This window comes from Stenotrophomonas beteli, from assembly GCF_001431665.1.
GTDB classification, from domain to species: domain Bacteria; phylum Pseudomonadota; class Gammaproteobacteria; order Xanthomonadales; family Xanthomonadaceae; genus Stenotrophomonas; species Stenotrophomonas beteli.
Genome location: NZ_LLXV01000070.1, coordinates 1 through 15,434, shown reverse-complemented (window position 1 = coordinate 15,434; position 15,434 = coordinate 1). Strand labels below are relative to the sequence as shown.

Here is a 15,434-nt window from a genome sequence, read left to right as displayed (position 1 = left end):
CCTGTCCTGCGGGCGCGGTGAATGCAGCATCGCTACGGCATGCGCTTGAACAGGTTGGTCTGCAGGATCGGCGTACCGTCATGACCGTAGAACGCCTTGGTCTCGGTCATCGTCGCCTGGTCATCCGCCACGGTGTAGATGCGGGTGGAGGCCGGCGTTCCATGGTCCACCAGCTGCATCACCAGCGTGTTCGGCGCCGGCAGTTTCAGGTTGGCCTTGTCCGCGCCGTAGGTACCGGACAAGGGACCCGGCGTGCCATCCAGCGCCAACGTGCCGTCGGACTTCATGGTCTTGCCGTCGTGCAGGACGATATCCACGTGTGAGCTCCAGCGGCCACCACCGGCGTCCTTGAACTCAAGCACCACGTGCTTCGGGCGCTGCGCTTCGGGTAGCGCAGACGTGGCGATATCCAGCGACCAGCGCCCCAGTAGTGGGGAAGGCGAGGCCTCCACTGCCAGCGCCGGAACGGCGGGGAGTGAAAGCGCAGACAACAACACAGCGGACAACAGCTTCATACGTTGCTCCGTTCCAGTGAAGAAGACTCTGCGTGAGGCGTTGTGGGGCGCAGCGCCTCGGATCGTGCACAGCATCGGCGCCCGGCACAAGGCGGGGCGCTGAACACGCGGCAACCTCATTCGCGCCTCCCGCGATTTCGGTCTGGCGGCAAGGCCTCATCCGTCCTTGCTGACACAAAGAGTGACGTTATAACATTTCACTTCGCCTTTACGAGTCCTGACATGCGTCGCCACCTGCTTGCTGCTGCCATCCTGTTCGCCGTCCACACCGCCCAGGCCGCGGACGAGCCCACCCTTCCTACCCTCCAGGTCCAGGCCTCCCAGCCCTCGCGCATCGACAACCGGGTCACCGTCGACAATCCGCAGGCACAGAACCGCACCCTCGGCGGCCTGCTCGAACACGTCTCCGGCGTGCAGAACAGTGCTTTCGGGCCGAACGCGGGCGCCCCGGTCATCCGCAGCCTCAGCGGCAACCGCGTGCAGATCCTGCAGGACGGCCAGTCCATCCTCGGCATGAACGCGATCAGCGGCGACATCAACATTCCGTTCGATCCGCTGTTCGTAAGCAGTGTCACCGTCAACAAGTCCTCCGATACGGTGCGCCATGGCGGCAACGCGATCGGCGGCAGCGTCGAAATCGACTCCGGCCTGATCTCGCGCACGATGGAAGACAAGGACCAGTCGATGGAGCTGGTCCTGCGCAAAGGCTTCAACGCGGCCGATGCGCAGGGCTTCCGCATGAACTTCAACAACCAGCGCAACCTCTCGACCAACCTGCAGGTTTCGCGCCAGCGCATCTCGCACTACGACATCCCCGGCAACAGCAAGGCCGCCGTCTGCAACACCCGCCTGTTCCCGCCGACCGGCGGCGTCAACTCGGCGCTGGCCGACAGCTGCCAGAAGGAAGCGCGCGTCCAGCAGATCTACAACAAGGCCTCGCAGCCCTACATCGACCAGTTCATGACCGAGAACCCGGACTGGGCCGATGGTGACTTCTCCTTCTACACCAACAACCCGACCTCGGTCTGGCAGCGCCGCACCTACATCAACCCGGTCAATCCTGCCTATGTCGCCGGCACGCCGTCATACGTACAGAAGCAGATCAACAACGATGTAACGCCCGATTACCATCACCGGTTGGGAAACAGCTACGCGCGCAATTCGCAGGTGGCGTTCGGGTCGACCCTGTTCTTCGACCGCGGCTACGTCGGCGTCAGCATCGATGCCAAGGACAGCGAATACGGCGTGCCGGGGTTCTCGATGCAGAACCTGTCGTTCGGTTCCAACTACGCCAACGCATTGCCCGTGGGCGTGGTGATCAAGCAGGAACGCTACGCACTGGAAGCCCTGTTGCGCGATCCGCTGCCGTGGTTCGAGCGCGCCGAACTGCGGGTTTCGAAGCTGGACAACACATCGGGCGAGCGCCTGGGCAGCACCCGGGCCAATGACTACGACTTCGAGAGCACCCAGGCCGAGCTGCTGCTCAGCCATCAGCGCGTCGGTCCGCTCAGCGGCCTGCTCGGTTTCAGCCACCAGTCGCGTGATGTCTCCGGCAGCGGCTCGCTGCGCTACCTGCCGGACGTTGATACCCGCGGCAACGCGGTGTTCCTGAAAGAGACGCTGGACGTCGGCTGGGCCACCTTCGATGCCGGTGTGCGCCACGAGCGCGTTGACCATGAGCTGCAGCCCAGCCGCTTCAAGACCGCGCGCAATGCCGCCAACACGAAACTGCAGGACCGCGACTACCGGCTCAACAGCTACAGCCTGGGCTCGTATGTCGAGCTGGGTCCGTTGTTCGCCGCCAAGGTGCGCTACGCATCCTCGCAGCGCGCACCGGAGATCAACGAGTTGTATGCGAGCAATGCGCACTACTCGGTGATGACCCAGGAAGAAGGCAACCAGAACCTCGAGCCGGAACGCGCGAAGAACCTGGAACTGACCGGCCTGTTCCACCTCGGTGGTTTCGAACTGTCGGCCACCGCGTACCGCATGAAGTACGAGAACTATCTGTACCTGGGTTACTCGGGCGTGCAGACCGCCAACCGCCTGCCGCTGAAGTACTGGAAGCAGACCGACACCACGGTGAAGGGTTTCGAGATCGATGCCTCGCAGGCATTGGACCTGGGCCGCTACGGTACGTTGAGCGTGTCCGCCTTCGCCGACCTGGTGAAGAACAAGGCCGATCACCCCGATTCGTTGCGTGCCCACAATGACGGCGAGTACCTGCCCAACATGCCGACCAACCGCTACGGTGCCAACCTGCAGTGGCAGCGCGAAGGCTGGAAGGCGCAGCTGTCCAGCACCTACTACGACACGCAGAAGTACCTCGGTCGCAACGTCAGCGAGGAAATTCCGCTCGACGCGTTCAACCTGGTCGACCTGCAGGTCAGCCGCGAACTGCCGGTGCGCAACAGCTACATCGCCGGCATGGAAGTGTTCGTCAATGGCAGCAACCTGCTCAATGAAGAAGCACGGCCGCACAACTCGCCGTTGAAGTACATCGCACCGCTGCCGGGGCGCGGGTTCCAGGTGGGAGTGACGGTGAAGCTCTGACGATCGAACGCATCGGTACGCGCCTGCGGGCAAATCCCACCTCGCTACATTGAACCGCCACAGCTGCCGGGTGCACCCGCTCCGGCACCAGCGACCACGCCCATGCCCATGCCTGCCCGCACCGATCAGCCAGGATAGTCAGCTCCACGCTGCGAGTGCCGGGTAAAGAAAAACGCCTGCAGATCCAGGATCTGCAGGCGCTTCTTTGTATCTGGCGGAGTGAGAGGGATTCGAACCCTCGATAGAGCTTTTGACCCTATACTCCCTTAGCAGGGGAGCCCCTTCGGCCACTCGGGCATCACTCCGGGGGTTTCTCCGCGTCTGGTGCGTTGCACCTCAGCGGGGCGTGAATCATAACGTTAATCGAGTGCGAAGGTAAAGCGTTATTCGGCAGAATTTTCGCTACCGGTGCCACCGGCTTCGTCACCGCGCTGGATGCGCTGATAGATCTCTTCGCGATGCACAGCGACGTCCTTCGGCGCGGTGATGCCGATACGCACCTGGTTACCCTTGACGCCAAGCACGGTGACGCTCACCGAGTCACCGATCATCAGGGTTTCGCCGACGCGGCGAGTCAGGATCAACATTTTTGTAAGTCTCCATGGAACCGTGTGGAAGGGTATCCCCCACCGGCTTGACGCTCCGTCAAGAAGCGCTACCACGACAAAGGGAAAAGATTCGCAATGGTACCGTCAGCCGTCCCGCTCCTACAAGGAGGGGGACGGCGGGGTTCATCACAGGCGGGGGCTGACCCATTCGACGACCGCAGCCAGCGCAGTGGCAAGGGCGGGCCCGTCCTCGCCACCACCCTGGGCGAGGTCCGGGCGTCCGCCGCCCTTGCCCCCGATCTGACCGGCGATATGGGACAACAGTTCCCCGGCCTTGACCTTGCCCATTGCACTCCCGTTCACACCTGCGACCAGGGCGGCCTTGCCGTCCTGGGCACCGGCCAGCACGATCACCGCGTTGCCCAGCTGCTGCTTGAGGCGGTCGACGGCGTCGCGCAGGGCCTTGGCGTCGAAGCCCTCCAGGCGGGCCGCCAGCACCTTCACACCGGCGACCTCGACGGCCTGGCCGGACAGGTCGGCGGTAGCGCCGGCGGCAACCTTGGCCTTCACGGCATCCAGCTCGCGCTCCAGCTGCTTCTGGCGCTGGCCGAGGGCACGGATCTTCTCGACCACGTCGGCAGCGCTGCCGCCGAGCAGTTCAGCGGCCTCGGCCAGGCGGGCCTCTTCGGCATCCACATAATCCAGGGCGCCCTGGCCGGTGACCGCCTCGATGCGGCGCACGCCGGCGGACACACCGCCCTCGGAGGTGATCTTGAACAGGCCGATGTCGCCGGTACGGTTGACGTGGGTGCCGCCGCACAGCTCGGTCGAGTAGTCGCCCATCTTCAGCACGCGCACGTGCTCGCCGTACTTCTCGCCGAACAGGGCCATGGCGCCGAAGTCCAGCGCTTCCTGCATGCCCATGTTGTGGACTTCGGCGGCGTTGTTGGCGCGCACCTGCTGGTTGACCTTGCGCTCGATCACCGCCAGCTCTTCCGCACTGATCGGCTGGAAGTGCGAGAAGTCGAAACGCAGGCGGTCCGGCGCGACCAGCGAGCCCTTCTGCTGCACATGGGTGCCCAGCACTTCGCGCAGGGCGGCGTGCAGCAGGTGGGTGGCCGAGTGGTTGAGGATGGTGGCGCCGCGGCGCTCGCCATCGACCTGGCCAGCCAGCACGTCGCCGACCTTCAGGCCGCCTTCGGACAGAGTGCCGACATGGCCATGGAACTGGCCAGCGAACTTCTGGGTGTCGTCCACCGCCAGGCGAACGCCGTTGCCGGCCAGCACGCCGGTATCGCCGACCTGGCCGCCCGACTCCGCGTAGAACGGGGTCTTGTCGGTAATCACGATCACCGCGTCACCGGCATCGGCCGACTGCACCGGACGGCCATCCTTGAGCAGGGCCAGCACGGTCAGGCCATCGGCCTGCAGGCGGTCATAGCCGAGGAACACGGTCGGGCTGAGGGTGGCCACCAGCTCGGCCGGCAGGGTCACGCCGCCACCGAACTTGCCGGCCGCACGCGCGGTCTCGCGTTGCTGCTCCATCGCGGCATCGAAGCCGGCGATGTCGACGGTCAGGTCGCGCTCGCGGGCGATATCCTGGGTCAGGTCGAGCGGGAAGCCATAGGTGTCGTACAGGCGGAAGGCGTCAACACCCGGGATCACGCCGTTGCTGGCCTTGCCGGCGACGTCCTCGAAGATCTTCATGCCGGCATCGAGAGTTTCGGCGAAACGCTCTTCCTCGGCCTGCAGCGCACGCGTGACGGTATCCACCGCCGCCGGCAGTTCCGGGTAGGCCTCACCCATCTGCTCGACCAGGGTCGGCACCAGCTTGCTGAAGAACGGCTGGCGCACGCCCAGCATCCAGCCGTGGCGCAGGGCGCGGCGGATGATACGGCGCAGCACGTAGCCGCGGCCTTCGTTGGACGGCAGCACGCCGTCGACGATCAGGAACGAACAGGCTCGGATGTGGTCGGCAATCACCCGCAGCGACTTGTTCTCAAGGTCGGCGGTGCCGGTCAGCTCGGAGGCCTTGCGGATCAGCGCCTGGAACAGGTCGATCTCATAGTTGGTGTGCACGTGCTGCAGGATCGCCGCCAGGCGCTCCAGGCCCATGCCGGTATCCACGCACGGCGCGGGCAGCGGCACCAGGGTGCCGTCGGGCTGGCGGTCGAACTGCATGAACACCAGGTTCCAGATTTCGATGAAGCGATCACCGTCTTCATCCGGGGACCCCGGCGGGCCACCGGCGATGTGGTCGCCGTGGTCGTAGAAGATCTCGGTGCACGGGCCGCACGGGCCGGTGTCGGCCATCTGCCAGAAGTTGTCCGAAGCGAACGGCGCACCCTTGTTGTCGCCGATGCGCACGATGCGCGCTTCCGGAATGCCGACCATGTCGCGCCACAGCGCGTAGGCTTCGTCGTCGGTCTGGTACACGGTCACCAGCAGGCGCTCGGCCGGCAGCTTCCAGACCTGGGTCAGCAGCTCCCAGGCCCAGGCGATCGCGTCCTTCTTGAAGTAGTCGCCGAAGGACCAGTTGCCCAGCATTTCGAAGAAGGTGTGGTGGCGTGCGGTGTAACCGACCTGGTCGAGGTCGTTGTGCTTGCCGCCTGCGCGCAGGCAGCGCTGGACGTCGGCCGCACGCACGTAGCTGCGCTTCTCCGCGCCAAGGAACACGTCCTTGAACTGCACCATGCCGGAGTTGGTGAACAGCAGGGTCGGATCATTGCCCGGCACCAGCGGCGCCGACGGCACGATGGTGTGGCCTTTACCCTTGAAGAATTCAAGGAAGTCGCTGCGGATCTGGGAAGTCGTGAATTTGGCGGATGCGTTCATTGGGGGCTGGCAGTCTGCGGGCCGGCGGACCCGGACCACCGGCCGCGTTGGCCAGGGTCGCGACGGACCGCCGAAAACCTAAAGGGTATCAGGCCCGGCGCCGCCAGTCTCAGTCATCCGGGTCGTAGCGGGTCGCGCGGCGGATGCTGTCGCCGTCGAACCCCCGCCGGGCCAGCAGATCGGCGGCCTTGCGCCGCTGCGCCAGGTCCTGCGGACCGGCCTCACCGAAGCGCCGCCGGACCAGATCACGGGCGTTTTCCTGCCAGTCCCCCTCGTAGCTGTCCATCGCGGCGGCGATTGCTGCGCTGTCCAGGCCATGGGTTCCGAGTTCGGCGCGAACATGGATCGGGCCATAGCCGGTGTTGGCGCGCATCCGCACCAGGTTCTCGGCAAAACGGGTGTCATCCTGCCAACCCGCTTCGGTCAGCTTGGCGACAGCGGCCTCTGCGGCTTCGTCTTCGATGCCGCGGGCAGTCAACTTGCGGGTGAGTTCCCTGCGCGAGTGCTCACGGCGGACCAGCAAGCCCAGTGCCCGTTGTACGGGAGTCTGCTCGCGTGGTCGGCGCTTGCGGCCAGTCGGAAAGTCTTCGGCGTCGGACATGGGTGCTCCAAGGGTGGCGCCGTCCGTGGCGCCGTGCCCATCCCTGGGCGATTCGAACCTGCGGGACAGGGCAACGTCACTGACGGCGCCGCCCTGCCCCACAGCAAGTCTTACTCGTCGTCGCCGTCGTCGTCGCCTTCCTCGCGGGCCGCTTCGGCCGGCTGGAACTTCTCGCGCAGCTCGGCTTCGAGCTTGGCGGCAACGGTCGGGTTGTCGCGCAGGTAACCGCGGGCGTTGTCCTTGCCCTGACCAATGCGCTCTTCACCGTAGCTGTACCAGGCGCCGGCCTTCTCGACCAGCTTGGCCTCCACGCCCATGTCGATCAGCTCGCCTTCGCGGCTGATGCCCTCGCCATACAGGATCTCGGTAATGACCTGCTTGAACGGCGGCGCCAGCTTGTTCTTGACGACCTTGATCTTGGTCTGGTTGCCGATGATCTCGTCACCCTTCTTGATCGCGCCGATGCGGCGGATGTCCAGGCGGACCGAGGCGTAGAACTTCAGCGCGTTGCCGCCGGTGGTGGTTTCCGGACTCTGGCCCGGCATCATCACGCCGATCTTCATGCGCAGCTGGTTGATGAAGATCACCAGGGTGTTGGAGCGCTTGATGTTGCCGGTCAGCTTGCGCAGGGCCTGGCTCATCAGACGGGCCTGCAGGCCCGGCAGCTGGTCGCCCATCTCGCCTTCGATTTCGGCCTTCGGGGTCAGCGCGGCGACCGAGTCGATCACCAGGATGTCCACCGAGCCTGAACGGACCAGCATGTCGGCGATTTCCAGCGCCTGCTCACCGGTATCCGGCTGCGACAGCAGCAGGTCGTCCACGTTCACGCCCAGCTTGCCGGCGTAGATCGGATCCAGCGCATGCTCGGCGTCGATGAAGGCTGCAGTGCCGCCCATCTTCTGGCATTCGGCGATGGCCTGCAGGGTCAGGGTGGTCTTGCCCGAGGATTCCGGCCCGTAGATCTCAACGACACGGCCCTTCGGCAGGCCGCCAATGCCCAGTGCGATGTCGAGCATCAGCGAGCCGGTCGGGATGGCTTCAACGGGCTCGACCACGCGGTCGCCCATGCGCATCACCGAGCCCTTGCCGAACTGCTTCTCGATCTGGCCCAGAGCTGCAGCGAGGGCGCGCTTCTTGTTCTCGTCCATCGGAGGGGTCCTTGCAGAGGTGGAGTCGTTGGAGGTGCTGTCTTTGGGGGTCTTCTTTGCCATGGGCTCACTTTAAGTCGGACGTATCGCACAGGCTGAGATTCTGCCCGGCGCTCTGAAAAGAATTATCGGACATCCGTACCAACCTCAGTGGAACCAGAGAATCGCCACAAAAGACCGCGGGGTAATGCAGGGTTAAACAGATCAACGGTTGGGCCGAAGCAGGCCGCAATAGAGGCCCTCGATGGCGAAGTCCTGGTCGGGCAGCACCTCGATCGGCTTGTAATCGGGGTTGCGCGGCAGCAGGCGGATACGGTCCTTGGCGATCTTCAGCAGCTTGACCGTGATCTCGTCATCGATGCGCGCCACCACGATCTGCCCGGAGTGGGCGTCGCGCGTGCGGTGCACGCCAATCAGGTCACCATCGAAGATGCCCTCGTCGATCATTGAATCGCCCTGCACCTTCAACAGGTAGTCCGGAGCCGGCGAGAAGAACACCCGGTCCAGCACCACGAAATCGTCCGAGCCGATGTCGGCGCCGATCGGCAGGCCCGCCGCGACCCGACCCAGCACCGGCAGGCGCAGCACGCTGTCGGGCAGCCCCGGCTCGGCCAGCTTCTCGACCGCGGGCGCCTGAACCAGGCGGATGCCGCGGGCCTGGCCCGGAATGCGCCGGATCGCGCCGGCCTGCTCCAGGGCTTCCAGGTGGTACTGGGCCGCGCGCACGCCCTTGAAGCCGAACGCACGTGCGATTTCAGTCTGCGACGGCGGTGCGCCTTCGCTCTCGATACGCTCGGCGATCAACTGCAGGATCGCCTGCTGGGTGTCGGTCAGGTCCATGGTTAGTAGTATTACTACTAATATCCGGATCTGCAAGTGCCGGGGGCGACACAACCGCAGGTGTGGTGGCGCGCCATGCTCGGCAGTCGCGCGAATGACGGGGCCGACCCAGGTCAGAGCAGCCGAGCATGGCTCGGTTCTACAGGAATCGCTGCGCGATTCTGCGGTTCCTGTGGAACCGCAACAGGCGCACTTCGTGCACCTGCCTACGTGTGCTTGCCGCTTCTCCAGATCGAAAACAGGATCCAGACGCCGCAGAAGCCGGCGCCGATGAAGCCGCACACGCCCAGTGCCAGCAGCCAGCGGCTGGAGACGCCGCCCACGCTGTGCATCACGATCGACGAGCCGATGATCAGGGCGGCCGTGATCACGCCCACCACCAGCCGGTTCGCCGCGCGGTTGACCTGTTCGCCGAATCCCTGCAATGCCGTGGTTTCCACCTTCAGCTGAAGGCGGCCACGGCGTGCGGCCTGCACCAGCTTGCGCAGGTCACGCGGCAGCTCACCGGCGAAATCGACCAGGCCCAGCAGGCTGCGCCGGCCGCGCTTGAGCAGCGCCTTCGGCGCATAGCGCTGCAGCACCACCCGTTCCAGGAACGGGCGCGCGGCACTGGCCATGTCGAAATCCGGGTCCAGCTGCCGCCCCATGCCTTCCAGGGTCAGGAAGGCCTTGATCATCAGCGCCAGGTCTGCCGGCAGGGTCAGGCTGTAGCTGCGCAGCAGCTGGGTGATGTCGCCCAGCATCAGGCCGATGCGCAGGTCCTTCAGTGGCACGCCGCGGTACTGGTCGACGAACTGGCTGATGTCGTGCTGCAACCGGTTCTCGTCCACTTCCACGCCACCGGCCCAGTCCAGCAGCACGTCGGCCACCCCCTGCGGGTCCTGCTCGACCAGGCCATGCAGCAACTGCGCCACCTGGAAACGACGCACCTCGGACAACGCGCCGACCATGCCGAAATCGATCACGCCGATGCGGCCGTCGCGCAGGTAGATGATGTTGCCGGGGTGCGGATCGGCGTGGAAGCTGCCGTCCTCCAGCACCATCTTCAGCACGATGCCGGCGCCTCGCCGTGCCAGTTCGCGGCGGTCCAGCCCCGCCGCATCGACGCCGGCCAGATCACGGCCCGGAATGCCGTCGACGAAGTCCTGCACGTTCAGGCTTTCGCAGGTCCGCTGCCAGTGCACGCCCGGGATCAGGATGTCGTCACGGCCATTGAAATTGCGCGCGATCCGCTCGGCATTACGGCATTCGGCGGCGAAATCCAGCTCGCGGCGCAGGGAGACGGTGAACTGCTGCACGACCTCGGCCGGGCGATAGCGGCGCAGGTCCGGCAGGCGGGCTTCGACGATCTCGGCCAGCCGCGCCAGCAGGCGCAGGTCGGCTTCAACCACATCACGGATGCCGGGGCGGCGCACCTTCAGTACTACTTCGCGGCCGTCGTGCAGCCGTGCACGATGGGCCTGTGCCAGCGAGGCGGCAGCCATCGGCGTTTCATCCAGGAAGGCAAACACCTCGGCCGGTGCAGCGCCGAGGTCAGCCTCCAGCTGCGCGCGGATGTCGGCATACGGCAGCGCGGGCACCGCGTTCTGCAGTTCGGACAACTCGGCGATCCACTCCGGCGGCAGCAGGTCCACGCGCGTGGCCAGCACCTGGCCAAGCTTGACGAAGGTGGGGCCCAGATCCTGCATCGCGCTGCGTACGCGCACCGGCGCGGTCATCCGCAGCAGCTCCTGGCGGTCCTCGTTCCAGTGCAGCAGGCGCCCTGCCCGCTCCAGCGTGGTGGCCAGGCCGATGCGCCTCACCACGTCGCCAAAGCCATAGCGGATCAGGACGACGGCGATTTCCTGCAGTCGGCCCAGGTCACGGACCGTGCCCAGCGTCTCCCACATCATGCGTACTCCGGACGATTACCGGAGCAGCATGTCACAGCTGGGCGTCGATGCCGCGCAATGCCGCCGCCACGGTTTGCCTGCGGATGGCTTCGCGGTCGCCGTCGAACTGGAACAGCTCGGCGCGGGCATAGCCGCCCCGGCGCTTCCAGCCGATCCAGACGCTGCCCACCGGCTTGTCCGGGCTGCCACCGCCGGGACCGGCGATGCCGGTGACTGCCACCGCGATGCCGGCACCGGAGTTGACCAGGGCGCCGGAGACCATTTCGAGCACGGTTTCGCGGCTGACCGCACCGAACTGTTCCAGGGTCTGCGCGCGCACCCCCAGCAAGCGCTGCTTGGCTTCGTAGCTGTAAACCACCATGCCGCAATCGAAGAACGCCGAGGAGCCGGCGACGTCGGTCATGCATTTGGCGATCCAGCCACCGCTGCAGCTTTCGGCGGTCACCAGCTGCAGCGCGGACTGTTGCAGGCGCTGCCCGAGCGCGGCGGACTGAGCGTTGAGATCGGCATCGGTGGGGATGGACATCGGCACGACGGTGGGGTGAAGAACCTGCACGTTGTACCGCAGATGACAGGCGGATGTCGCGCCCCTCCAGCACGGCCGCTGCCGGCCAGCGGCCGGCACTACCGGGGAGGGGCCGCTACCTCACCACTCCGGCAGTTTCTCCGGCAGCAGCGCCCGGATCGGCGCGCCGTCGGCGCTGGCAGCGAGTTTTTCGGCTTCGGCAATCGGCAGATCGACCTGCAGCAGCCAGCCTTCTTCGTCGGCCTGCTCGCTGCGGATCACCTCCAGCTGGTGCAGGCGCGCGCGCAGGCGGCCGGCATCCGGCGGCAGGCGCAGCTGGCCGGTGACGTGCTGCAGCCCCAGGCGCTTGCCCAGCACCGCCTGCAACAGCTCCAGGCCCTGCCCGTCACGCGCGGAGATCCACACCCGCTCGCGCCGCGACTCGTCGGGCACGCCGTCCTGGCCGTCGTGGCGGACGTCGGCGCCGTCGATACGGTCGATCTTGTTGAACACCAGCAGCTGCGGCAGGTCGCCGGCGCCGACCGCAGTCAGTACCTCGTCCACCTGAGCGATGCGTTCCTCGCGATGGGGATCGGCGGCATCGACCACGTGCAGCAGGAAATCGGCCTCGCGCGCCTCGGACAGGGTCGAGCGGAACGCGGCGACCAGATCATGCGGCAGGTCGCGGACGAAGCCCACGGTATCGGCCAGCACCACATTGCCACCCGGCACCGCGATGCGGCGCACGGTCGGGTCCAGCGTGGCGAACAACTGATCGGCGGCGTAGGCCTCCGCGCCGGTCATGGCGTTGAACAGCGTCGACTTGCCCGCATTGGTATAGCCCACCAGGGCCACGCGCGGCAGCTCGCTGCGCACGCGTGCACGGCGCATCTGGGTGCGCTGTACTTCCACCTTCTCAAGCCGCTTCTGCAGCTGCTCGACGCGCTTCTGCAGCAGGCGGCGGTCGGTTTCCAGCTGGGTTTCACCGGGACCACGCAGACCGATCGAGCCGCCGCGCTGGCGCTCCAGGTGGGTCCAGCCACGCACCAGCCGGGTCGCCAGGTGGCGCAGCTGGGCCAGTTCGACCTGCAGCTTGCCCTCGTGGCTGTGCGCACGCTGGGCGAAGATGTCCAGAATCAGGCCGGTACGGTCGATCACCCGGCGCTCCAGGAACCGTTCCAGGTTGCGCTCCTGGCCGGGGCTCAACGCATGGTTGACCAGGATCAGGTCGGCACCGCTGGCATCGGCCGCCGCCTTGATCTCGTCCAGCTTGCCGCTGCCGATCAGGGTTGACGGGTTGGGACGGTCCAGCCGCGCAGTGATCGTCGCGGCGATGCTGGCCCCGGCCGAGCGGGCCAGATCACCGAATTCTTCCAGCACATCGTCTTCCAGCTTGCCGAAGTGCGGCTGGATCAACAGGGCGTGTTCGCCCTTTTTCGAGCGGTCAAACATTCACCGCTCCGGTCTTACTCGTCTGCTTCATCACCTGCCTGACCACCTTCACTCGACTGCACATAGCCGCCACCCGGGCCCACCTTCACATTGCGTGCCGGCACCACCGTGGAAATGGCGTGCTTGTAGACCATCTGGCTCACCGTATTGCGAAGCAGGACCACGAACTGGTCGAACGACTCGATCGTGCCCTGCAGCTTGATGCCGTTGACCAGGTACACCGAAACCGGCACGCGTTCGCGCCGCAGTGCGTTCAAGAAAGGATCCTGCAGCGATTGCCCCTTGGACATTGCACACTCCTGATTATTGTTCTTATTGGGTTGCCGACGGTTTTCCACGGCCCCCGAGCCGTCCGCCGACCGATGATGTTACACGGCTGGCGGGGGTTCAGCGTGCGATGAAGGTCGACACCGCGCCGGCCAGTCGCGCCTGGTCGATGTGGGGGTCGAACCAGCGCGCATCAAGCTCGCCGCGCAGCCAGGTCAGCTGGCGCTTGGCCAGCTGGCGGGTGGCGAAGATCGCCCTGTCCCGGAAGCGGGCCAGGTCAGCCTCCCCGTCCAGATACTCCCAGGCCTGGCGATAGCCGACCGCGCGCACCGCCGGCAGGTCCAGCGGCGCCTCCACGGCGGCCATCTGCGGCATCGCGCGCAACGCGCGGACCTCGTCGAGGAAGCCCTGCTCCAGCATGGCATCGAAGCGGGCCTCGATGCGCTGGTGCAGCACCGACCGCTCACGCGGCGCCAGGATCAGCTTCAGGGTGCGCACCGGCAACGGCGCCACGCCCGGCCGGCGCTGCCATTCACTGATCGGCGTGCCGGTGAGACGGTAGACCTCCAGCGCACGCTGGATGCGCTGCGGGTCGGTGGCGTGGATGCGCGCGGCGGCCGCCGGATCGACCCCGGCCAATTCGGCATGCAATGCCGCCCAGCCCCGTTCGGCAGCCTCGGCGGCCAGCACCGCACGCAGCTCCGGATCGGCCTCCGGCATCGGCGACAGGCCCTGCAGCAGGGCCCGGAAATACAGGCCTGTGCCACCGGCCAGGATCGGCGTCCTGCCGCGCGCCACGATGTCGGCCACCACACGGCTGGCATCGGCAGCGAACTCGGCCGCCGAGTAGGTCTGCCAGGGCTCGCGCAGATCCAGCAGATGGTGCGGTGCCTGCGCGCGCTCGGCCTGATCGGGCTTGGCCGAACCGATGTCCAGATGGCGGTAGACCAGCGCCGAATCGACGCTGACGATCTCGCCATCCAACTGCCGGGCCAGCGAGATCGCGGTGGCGGTCTTGCCGCTGGCGGTCGGCCCCATCACGGCGATCGCCAGCGGACGCCGGTCAATGCCCATCAGTCTTCGTCCGGCCAGCGGATCGTCGGTGTGGCGTCGGCGCGTGGCGTCGGCACGGCTTCGACGGCCTGCCAGATCTTCAGTGCATCGACGGTGGCGGCCACATCATGCACGCGCACGATACGGGCACCCCGTTGGATCGCGATCAGATGCGCCGCCACCGAGGCGGCCACCCGCTCAGACGGGGCAACGCGACCGGTCAGCTCGCCCAGGCTGCGCTTGCGCGAAAGACCCGCCAGCATCGGCACGCCCAGCTCCAGGAAGCGCTCCGAGCGCGCCAGCAGGGTCAGGTTGTGGGCGGTGGTCTTGCCAAAGCCGAAACCGAGGTCGATCAGCAGGTTCTTCTTCGCGATGCCCGCCATTTCCGCAGCGAACAGGCGCTGCACCAGGAAACCGTGCACCTCCGCCACCACGTCGTCGTAGTGCGGATCAGCCTGCATGTGGCCCGGTTCGCCCTGCATGTGCATCAGCACCACCGGCACGCCGGTTTCAGCGGCAGCTTCAAGCGCACCGTTCTGACGCAGGCCGAAGATGTCGTTGATCATGCCGGCGCCAGCAGCCACCGCCACGCGCATCACCTCCGGCTTGAAGGTGTCGATGCTGATCGGCACCTGGGTGCGGGCGGCCAGCTGCTCGATCACCGGAATCACCCGGCGAAGCTCTTCCTCGACCGACACCGGCGCGGCGCCCGGGCGGGTCGATTCGCCGCCGATATCGAGCAGGTCGGCCCCCTCCTCCACCAGCTTCAGGCCGTGCGCGACGGCTGCCTCGGTGGTGTCGTGCGCGCCGCCGTCGGAGAACGAGTCGGGGGTGACATTGACGATGCCCATGACCCGGGCACGGTCCAGGCGCAGGATGCGGTCGGCGCAATCGAGCTGGGGCGAGGTATCGAACATGGGCAATCCTGCTGGGACAACGGCGGGTAGTTTAGTTCGGCAGGGCGGCGCCCTGCACCCGCAGAGGCCAGAGCAACAGCAACAGCGGGTTTCCTGCGGGATGGCGGGGTGGGTCCAGTTGCGGGGGACGCCGTAAATACGTCCATGTAGGCTCGGTCGCCGCATCCATGCGGCTCACGCCCCCGCAACCGAACCCGCCCCGCCTTCGACAGATCTCCGCGATCTGCAGTAGATCCACGCCATGCGTGGATGAATCTCCATCGGAATCGAATATTTCGAATTGGAATCGAAATGCATCCATTCATGGG

At 66.2% G+C, this 15,434-nt stretch carries 13 protein-coding genes and 1 tRNA gene; 1 reads left to right on the top strand and 13 read right to left on the bottom strand.

Annotated features, from left to right (window positions below; genetic code table 11):
- Positions 1-32: 32 nt before the first annotated feature.
- On the bottom strand, positions 33-515 hold the full coding sequence (locus ARC23_RS17200) for a hypothetical protein (protein WP_057498322.1): 483 nt from the start codon (positions 513-515) through the stop codon (positions 33-35).
- A 222-nt stretch (positions 516-737) separates the two neighbouring features.
- On the opposite strand from ARC23_RS17200, the gene ARC23_RS17195 reads away from it, so the two are divergent.
- Positions 738-3,068 (top strand): TonB-dependent receptor domain-containing protein, encoded by a 2,331-nt coding sequence (locus ARC23_RS17195; protein WP_057498321.1) that lies wholly within the window; start codon positions 738-740, stop codon positions 3,066-3,068.
- 212 nt (positions 3,069-3,280) lie between these two features.
- On the opposite strand, the gene ARC23_RS17190 is transcribed toward ARC23_RS17195, so the two are convergent.
- The 12 genes from ARC23_RS17190 to folP all read right to left on the bottom strand — a co-directional run bounded on the left by ARC23_RS17190 (position 3,281) and on the right by folP (position 15,126).
- Positions 3,281-3,373: transfer RNA gene (locus ARC23_RS17190), tRNA-Ser, on the bottom strand.
- Between the two features lie 78 nt (positions 3,374-3,451).
- Positions 3,452-3,655, bottom strand: a complete 204-nt coding sequence (gene csrA, locus ARC23_RS17185; RefSeq protein WP_004152909.1) for a carbon storage regulator CsrA — start codon at positions 3,653-3,655, stop codon at positions 3,452-3,454.
- A 147-nt stretch (positions 3,656-3,802) separates the two neighbouring features.
- Entirely contained in the window at positions 3,803-6,451 is a 2,649-nt protein-coding gene (gene alaS, locus ARC23_RS17180) for an alanine--tRNA ligase (RefSeq protein ID WP_057498320.1), read from the bottom strand.
- Positions 6,452-6,560: 109 nt separating this feature from the next.
- Entirely contained in the window at positions 6,561-7,052 is a 492-nt protein-coding gene (gene recX, locus ARC23_RS17175; RefSeq protein WP_057498319.1) for a recombination regulator RecX, read from the bottom strand.
- A gap of 110 nt (positions 7,053-7,162) precedes the next feature.
- A complete protein-coding gene (recA, locus tag ARC23_RS17170; RefSeq protein ID WP_057498318.1) occupies positions 7,163-8,200 on the bottom strand; it encodes a recombinase RecA in 1,038 nt (345 codons plus the stop codon).
- A 204-nt stretch (positions 8,201-8,404) separates the two neighbouring features.
- Complete coding sequence (gene lexA / locus ARC23_RS17165; protein WP_057498317.1) at positions 8,405-9,040, bottom strand: transcriptional repressor LexA; 636 nt, start codon at positions 9,038-9,040, stop codon at positions 8,405-8,407.
- A 206-nt stretch (positions 9,041-9,246) separates the two neighbouring features.
- Positions 9,247-10,929: a 2-polyprenylphenol 6-hydroxylase gene (ubiB, locus tag ARC23_RS17160; protein ID WP_057498336.1), complete on the bottom strand. Its 1,683-nt coding sequence runs from the start codon at positions 10,927-10,929 to the stop codon at positions 9,247-9,249.
- Positions 10,930-10,963: 34 nt separating this feature from the next.
- Positions 10,964-11,458: a CinA family protein gene (locus tag ARC23_RS17155; protein ID WP_057498316.1), complete on the bottom strand. Its 495-nt coding sequence runs from the start codon at positions 11,456-11,458 to the stop codon at positions 10,964-10,966.
- 120 nt (positions 11,459-11,578) lie between these two features.
- Entirely contained in the window at positions 11,579-12,889 is a 1,311-nt protein-coding gene (gene hflX, locus ARC23_RS17150) for a ribosome rescue GTPase HflX (RefSeq protein WP_057498315.1), read from the bottom strand.
- 14 nt (positions 12,890-12,903) lie between these two features.
- Positions 12,904-13,179: an RNA chaperone Hfq gene (hfq, locus tag ARC23_RS17145; protein ID WP_057498314.1), complete on the bottom strand. Its 276-nt coding sequence runs from the start codon at positions 13,177-13,179 to the stop codon at positions 12,904-12,906.
- 97 nt (positions 13,180-13,276) lie between these two features.
- Positions 13,277-14,230: a tRNA (adenosine(37)-N6)-dimethylallyltransferase MiaA gene (gene miaA / locus ARC23_RS17140; protein ID WP_057498313.1), complete on the bottom strand. Its 954-nt coding sequence runs from the start codon at positions 14,228-14,230 to the stop codon at positions 13,277-13,279.
- The gene (gene folP / locus ARC23_RS17135) at positions 14,230-15,126 is read right to left on the bottom strand and encodes a dihydropteroate synthase (RefSeq protein ID WP_057498312.1); all 897 of its coding nucleotides are present in this window, start codon (positions 15,124-15,126) and stop codon (positions 14,230-14,232) included. The genes miaA and folP overlap by 1 nt, the downstream gene beginning before the upstream one ends.
- Positions 15,127-15,434: the final 308 nt, after the last annotated feature.

Bases quoted from the DNA above. Each gene is read 5' to 3' on its own strand.
- miaA (WP_057498313.1), bottom strand. From the start codon at position 14,230: ATGGGCATTGACCGGCGTCCGCTGGCGATCGCCGTGATGGGGCCGACC.
- folP (WP_057498312.1), bottom strand. From the start codon at position 15,126: ATGTTCGATACCTCGCCCCAGCTCGATTGCGCCGACCGCATCCTGCGC.
- lexA (WP_057498317.1), bottom strand. From the start codon at position 9,040: ATGGACCTGACCGACACCCAGCAGGCGATCCTGCAGTTGATCGCCGAG.
- alaS (WP_057498320.1), bottom strand. From the start codon at position 6,451: ATGAACGCATCCGCCAAATTCACGACTTCCCAGATCCGCAGCGACTTC.
- recX (WP_057498319.1), bottom strand. From the start codon at position 7,052: ATGTCCGACGCCGAAGACTTTCCGACTGGCCGCAAGCGCCGACCACGC.
- ARC23_RS17200 (WP_057498322.1), bottom strand. From the start codon at position 515: ATGAAGCTGTTGTCCGCTGTGTTGTTGTCTGCGCTTTCACTCCCCGCC.
- hflX (WP_057498315.1), bottom strand. From the start codon at position 12,889: ATGTTTGACCGCTCGAAAAAGGGCGAACACGCCCTGTTGATCCAGCCG.
- hfq (WP_057498314.1), bottom strand. From the start codon at position 13,179: ATGTCCAAGGGGCAATCGCTGCAGGATCCTTTCTTGAACGCACTGCGG.
- ubiB (WP_057498336.1), bottom strand. From the start codon at position 10,929: ATGTGGGAGACGCTGGGCACGGTCCGTGACCTGGGCCGACTGCAGGAA.
- ARC23_RS17195 (WP_057498321.1), top strand. From the start codon at position 738: ATGCGTCGCCACCTGCTTGCTGCTGCCATCCTGTTCGCCGTCCACACC.
- csrA (WP_004152909.1), bottom strand. From the start codon at position 3,655: ATGTTGATCCTGACTCGCCGCGTCGGCGAAACCCTGATGATCGGTGAC.
- ARC23_RS17155 (WP_057498316.1), bottom strand. From the start codon at position 11,458: ATGTCCATCCCCACCGATGCCGATCTCAACGCTCAGTCCGCCGCGCTC.
- recA (WP_057498318.1), bottom strand. From the start codon at position 8,200: ATGGACGAGAACAAGAAGCGCGCCCTCGCTGCAGCTCTGGGCCAGATC.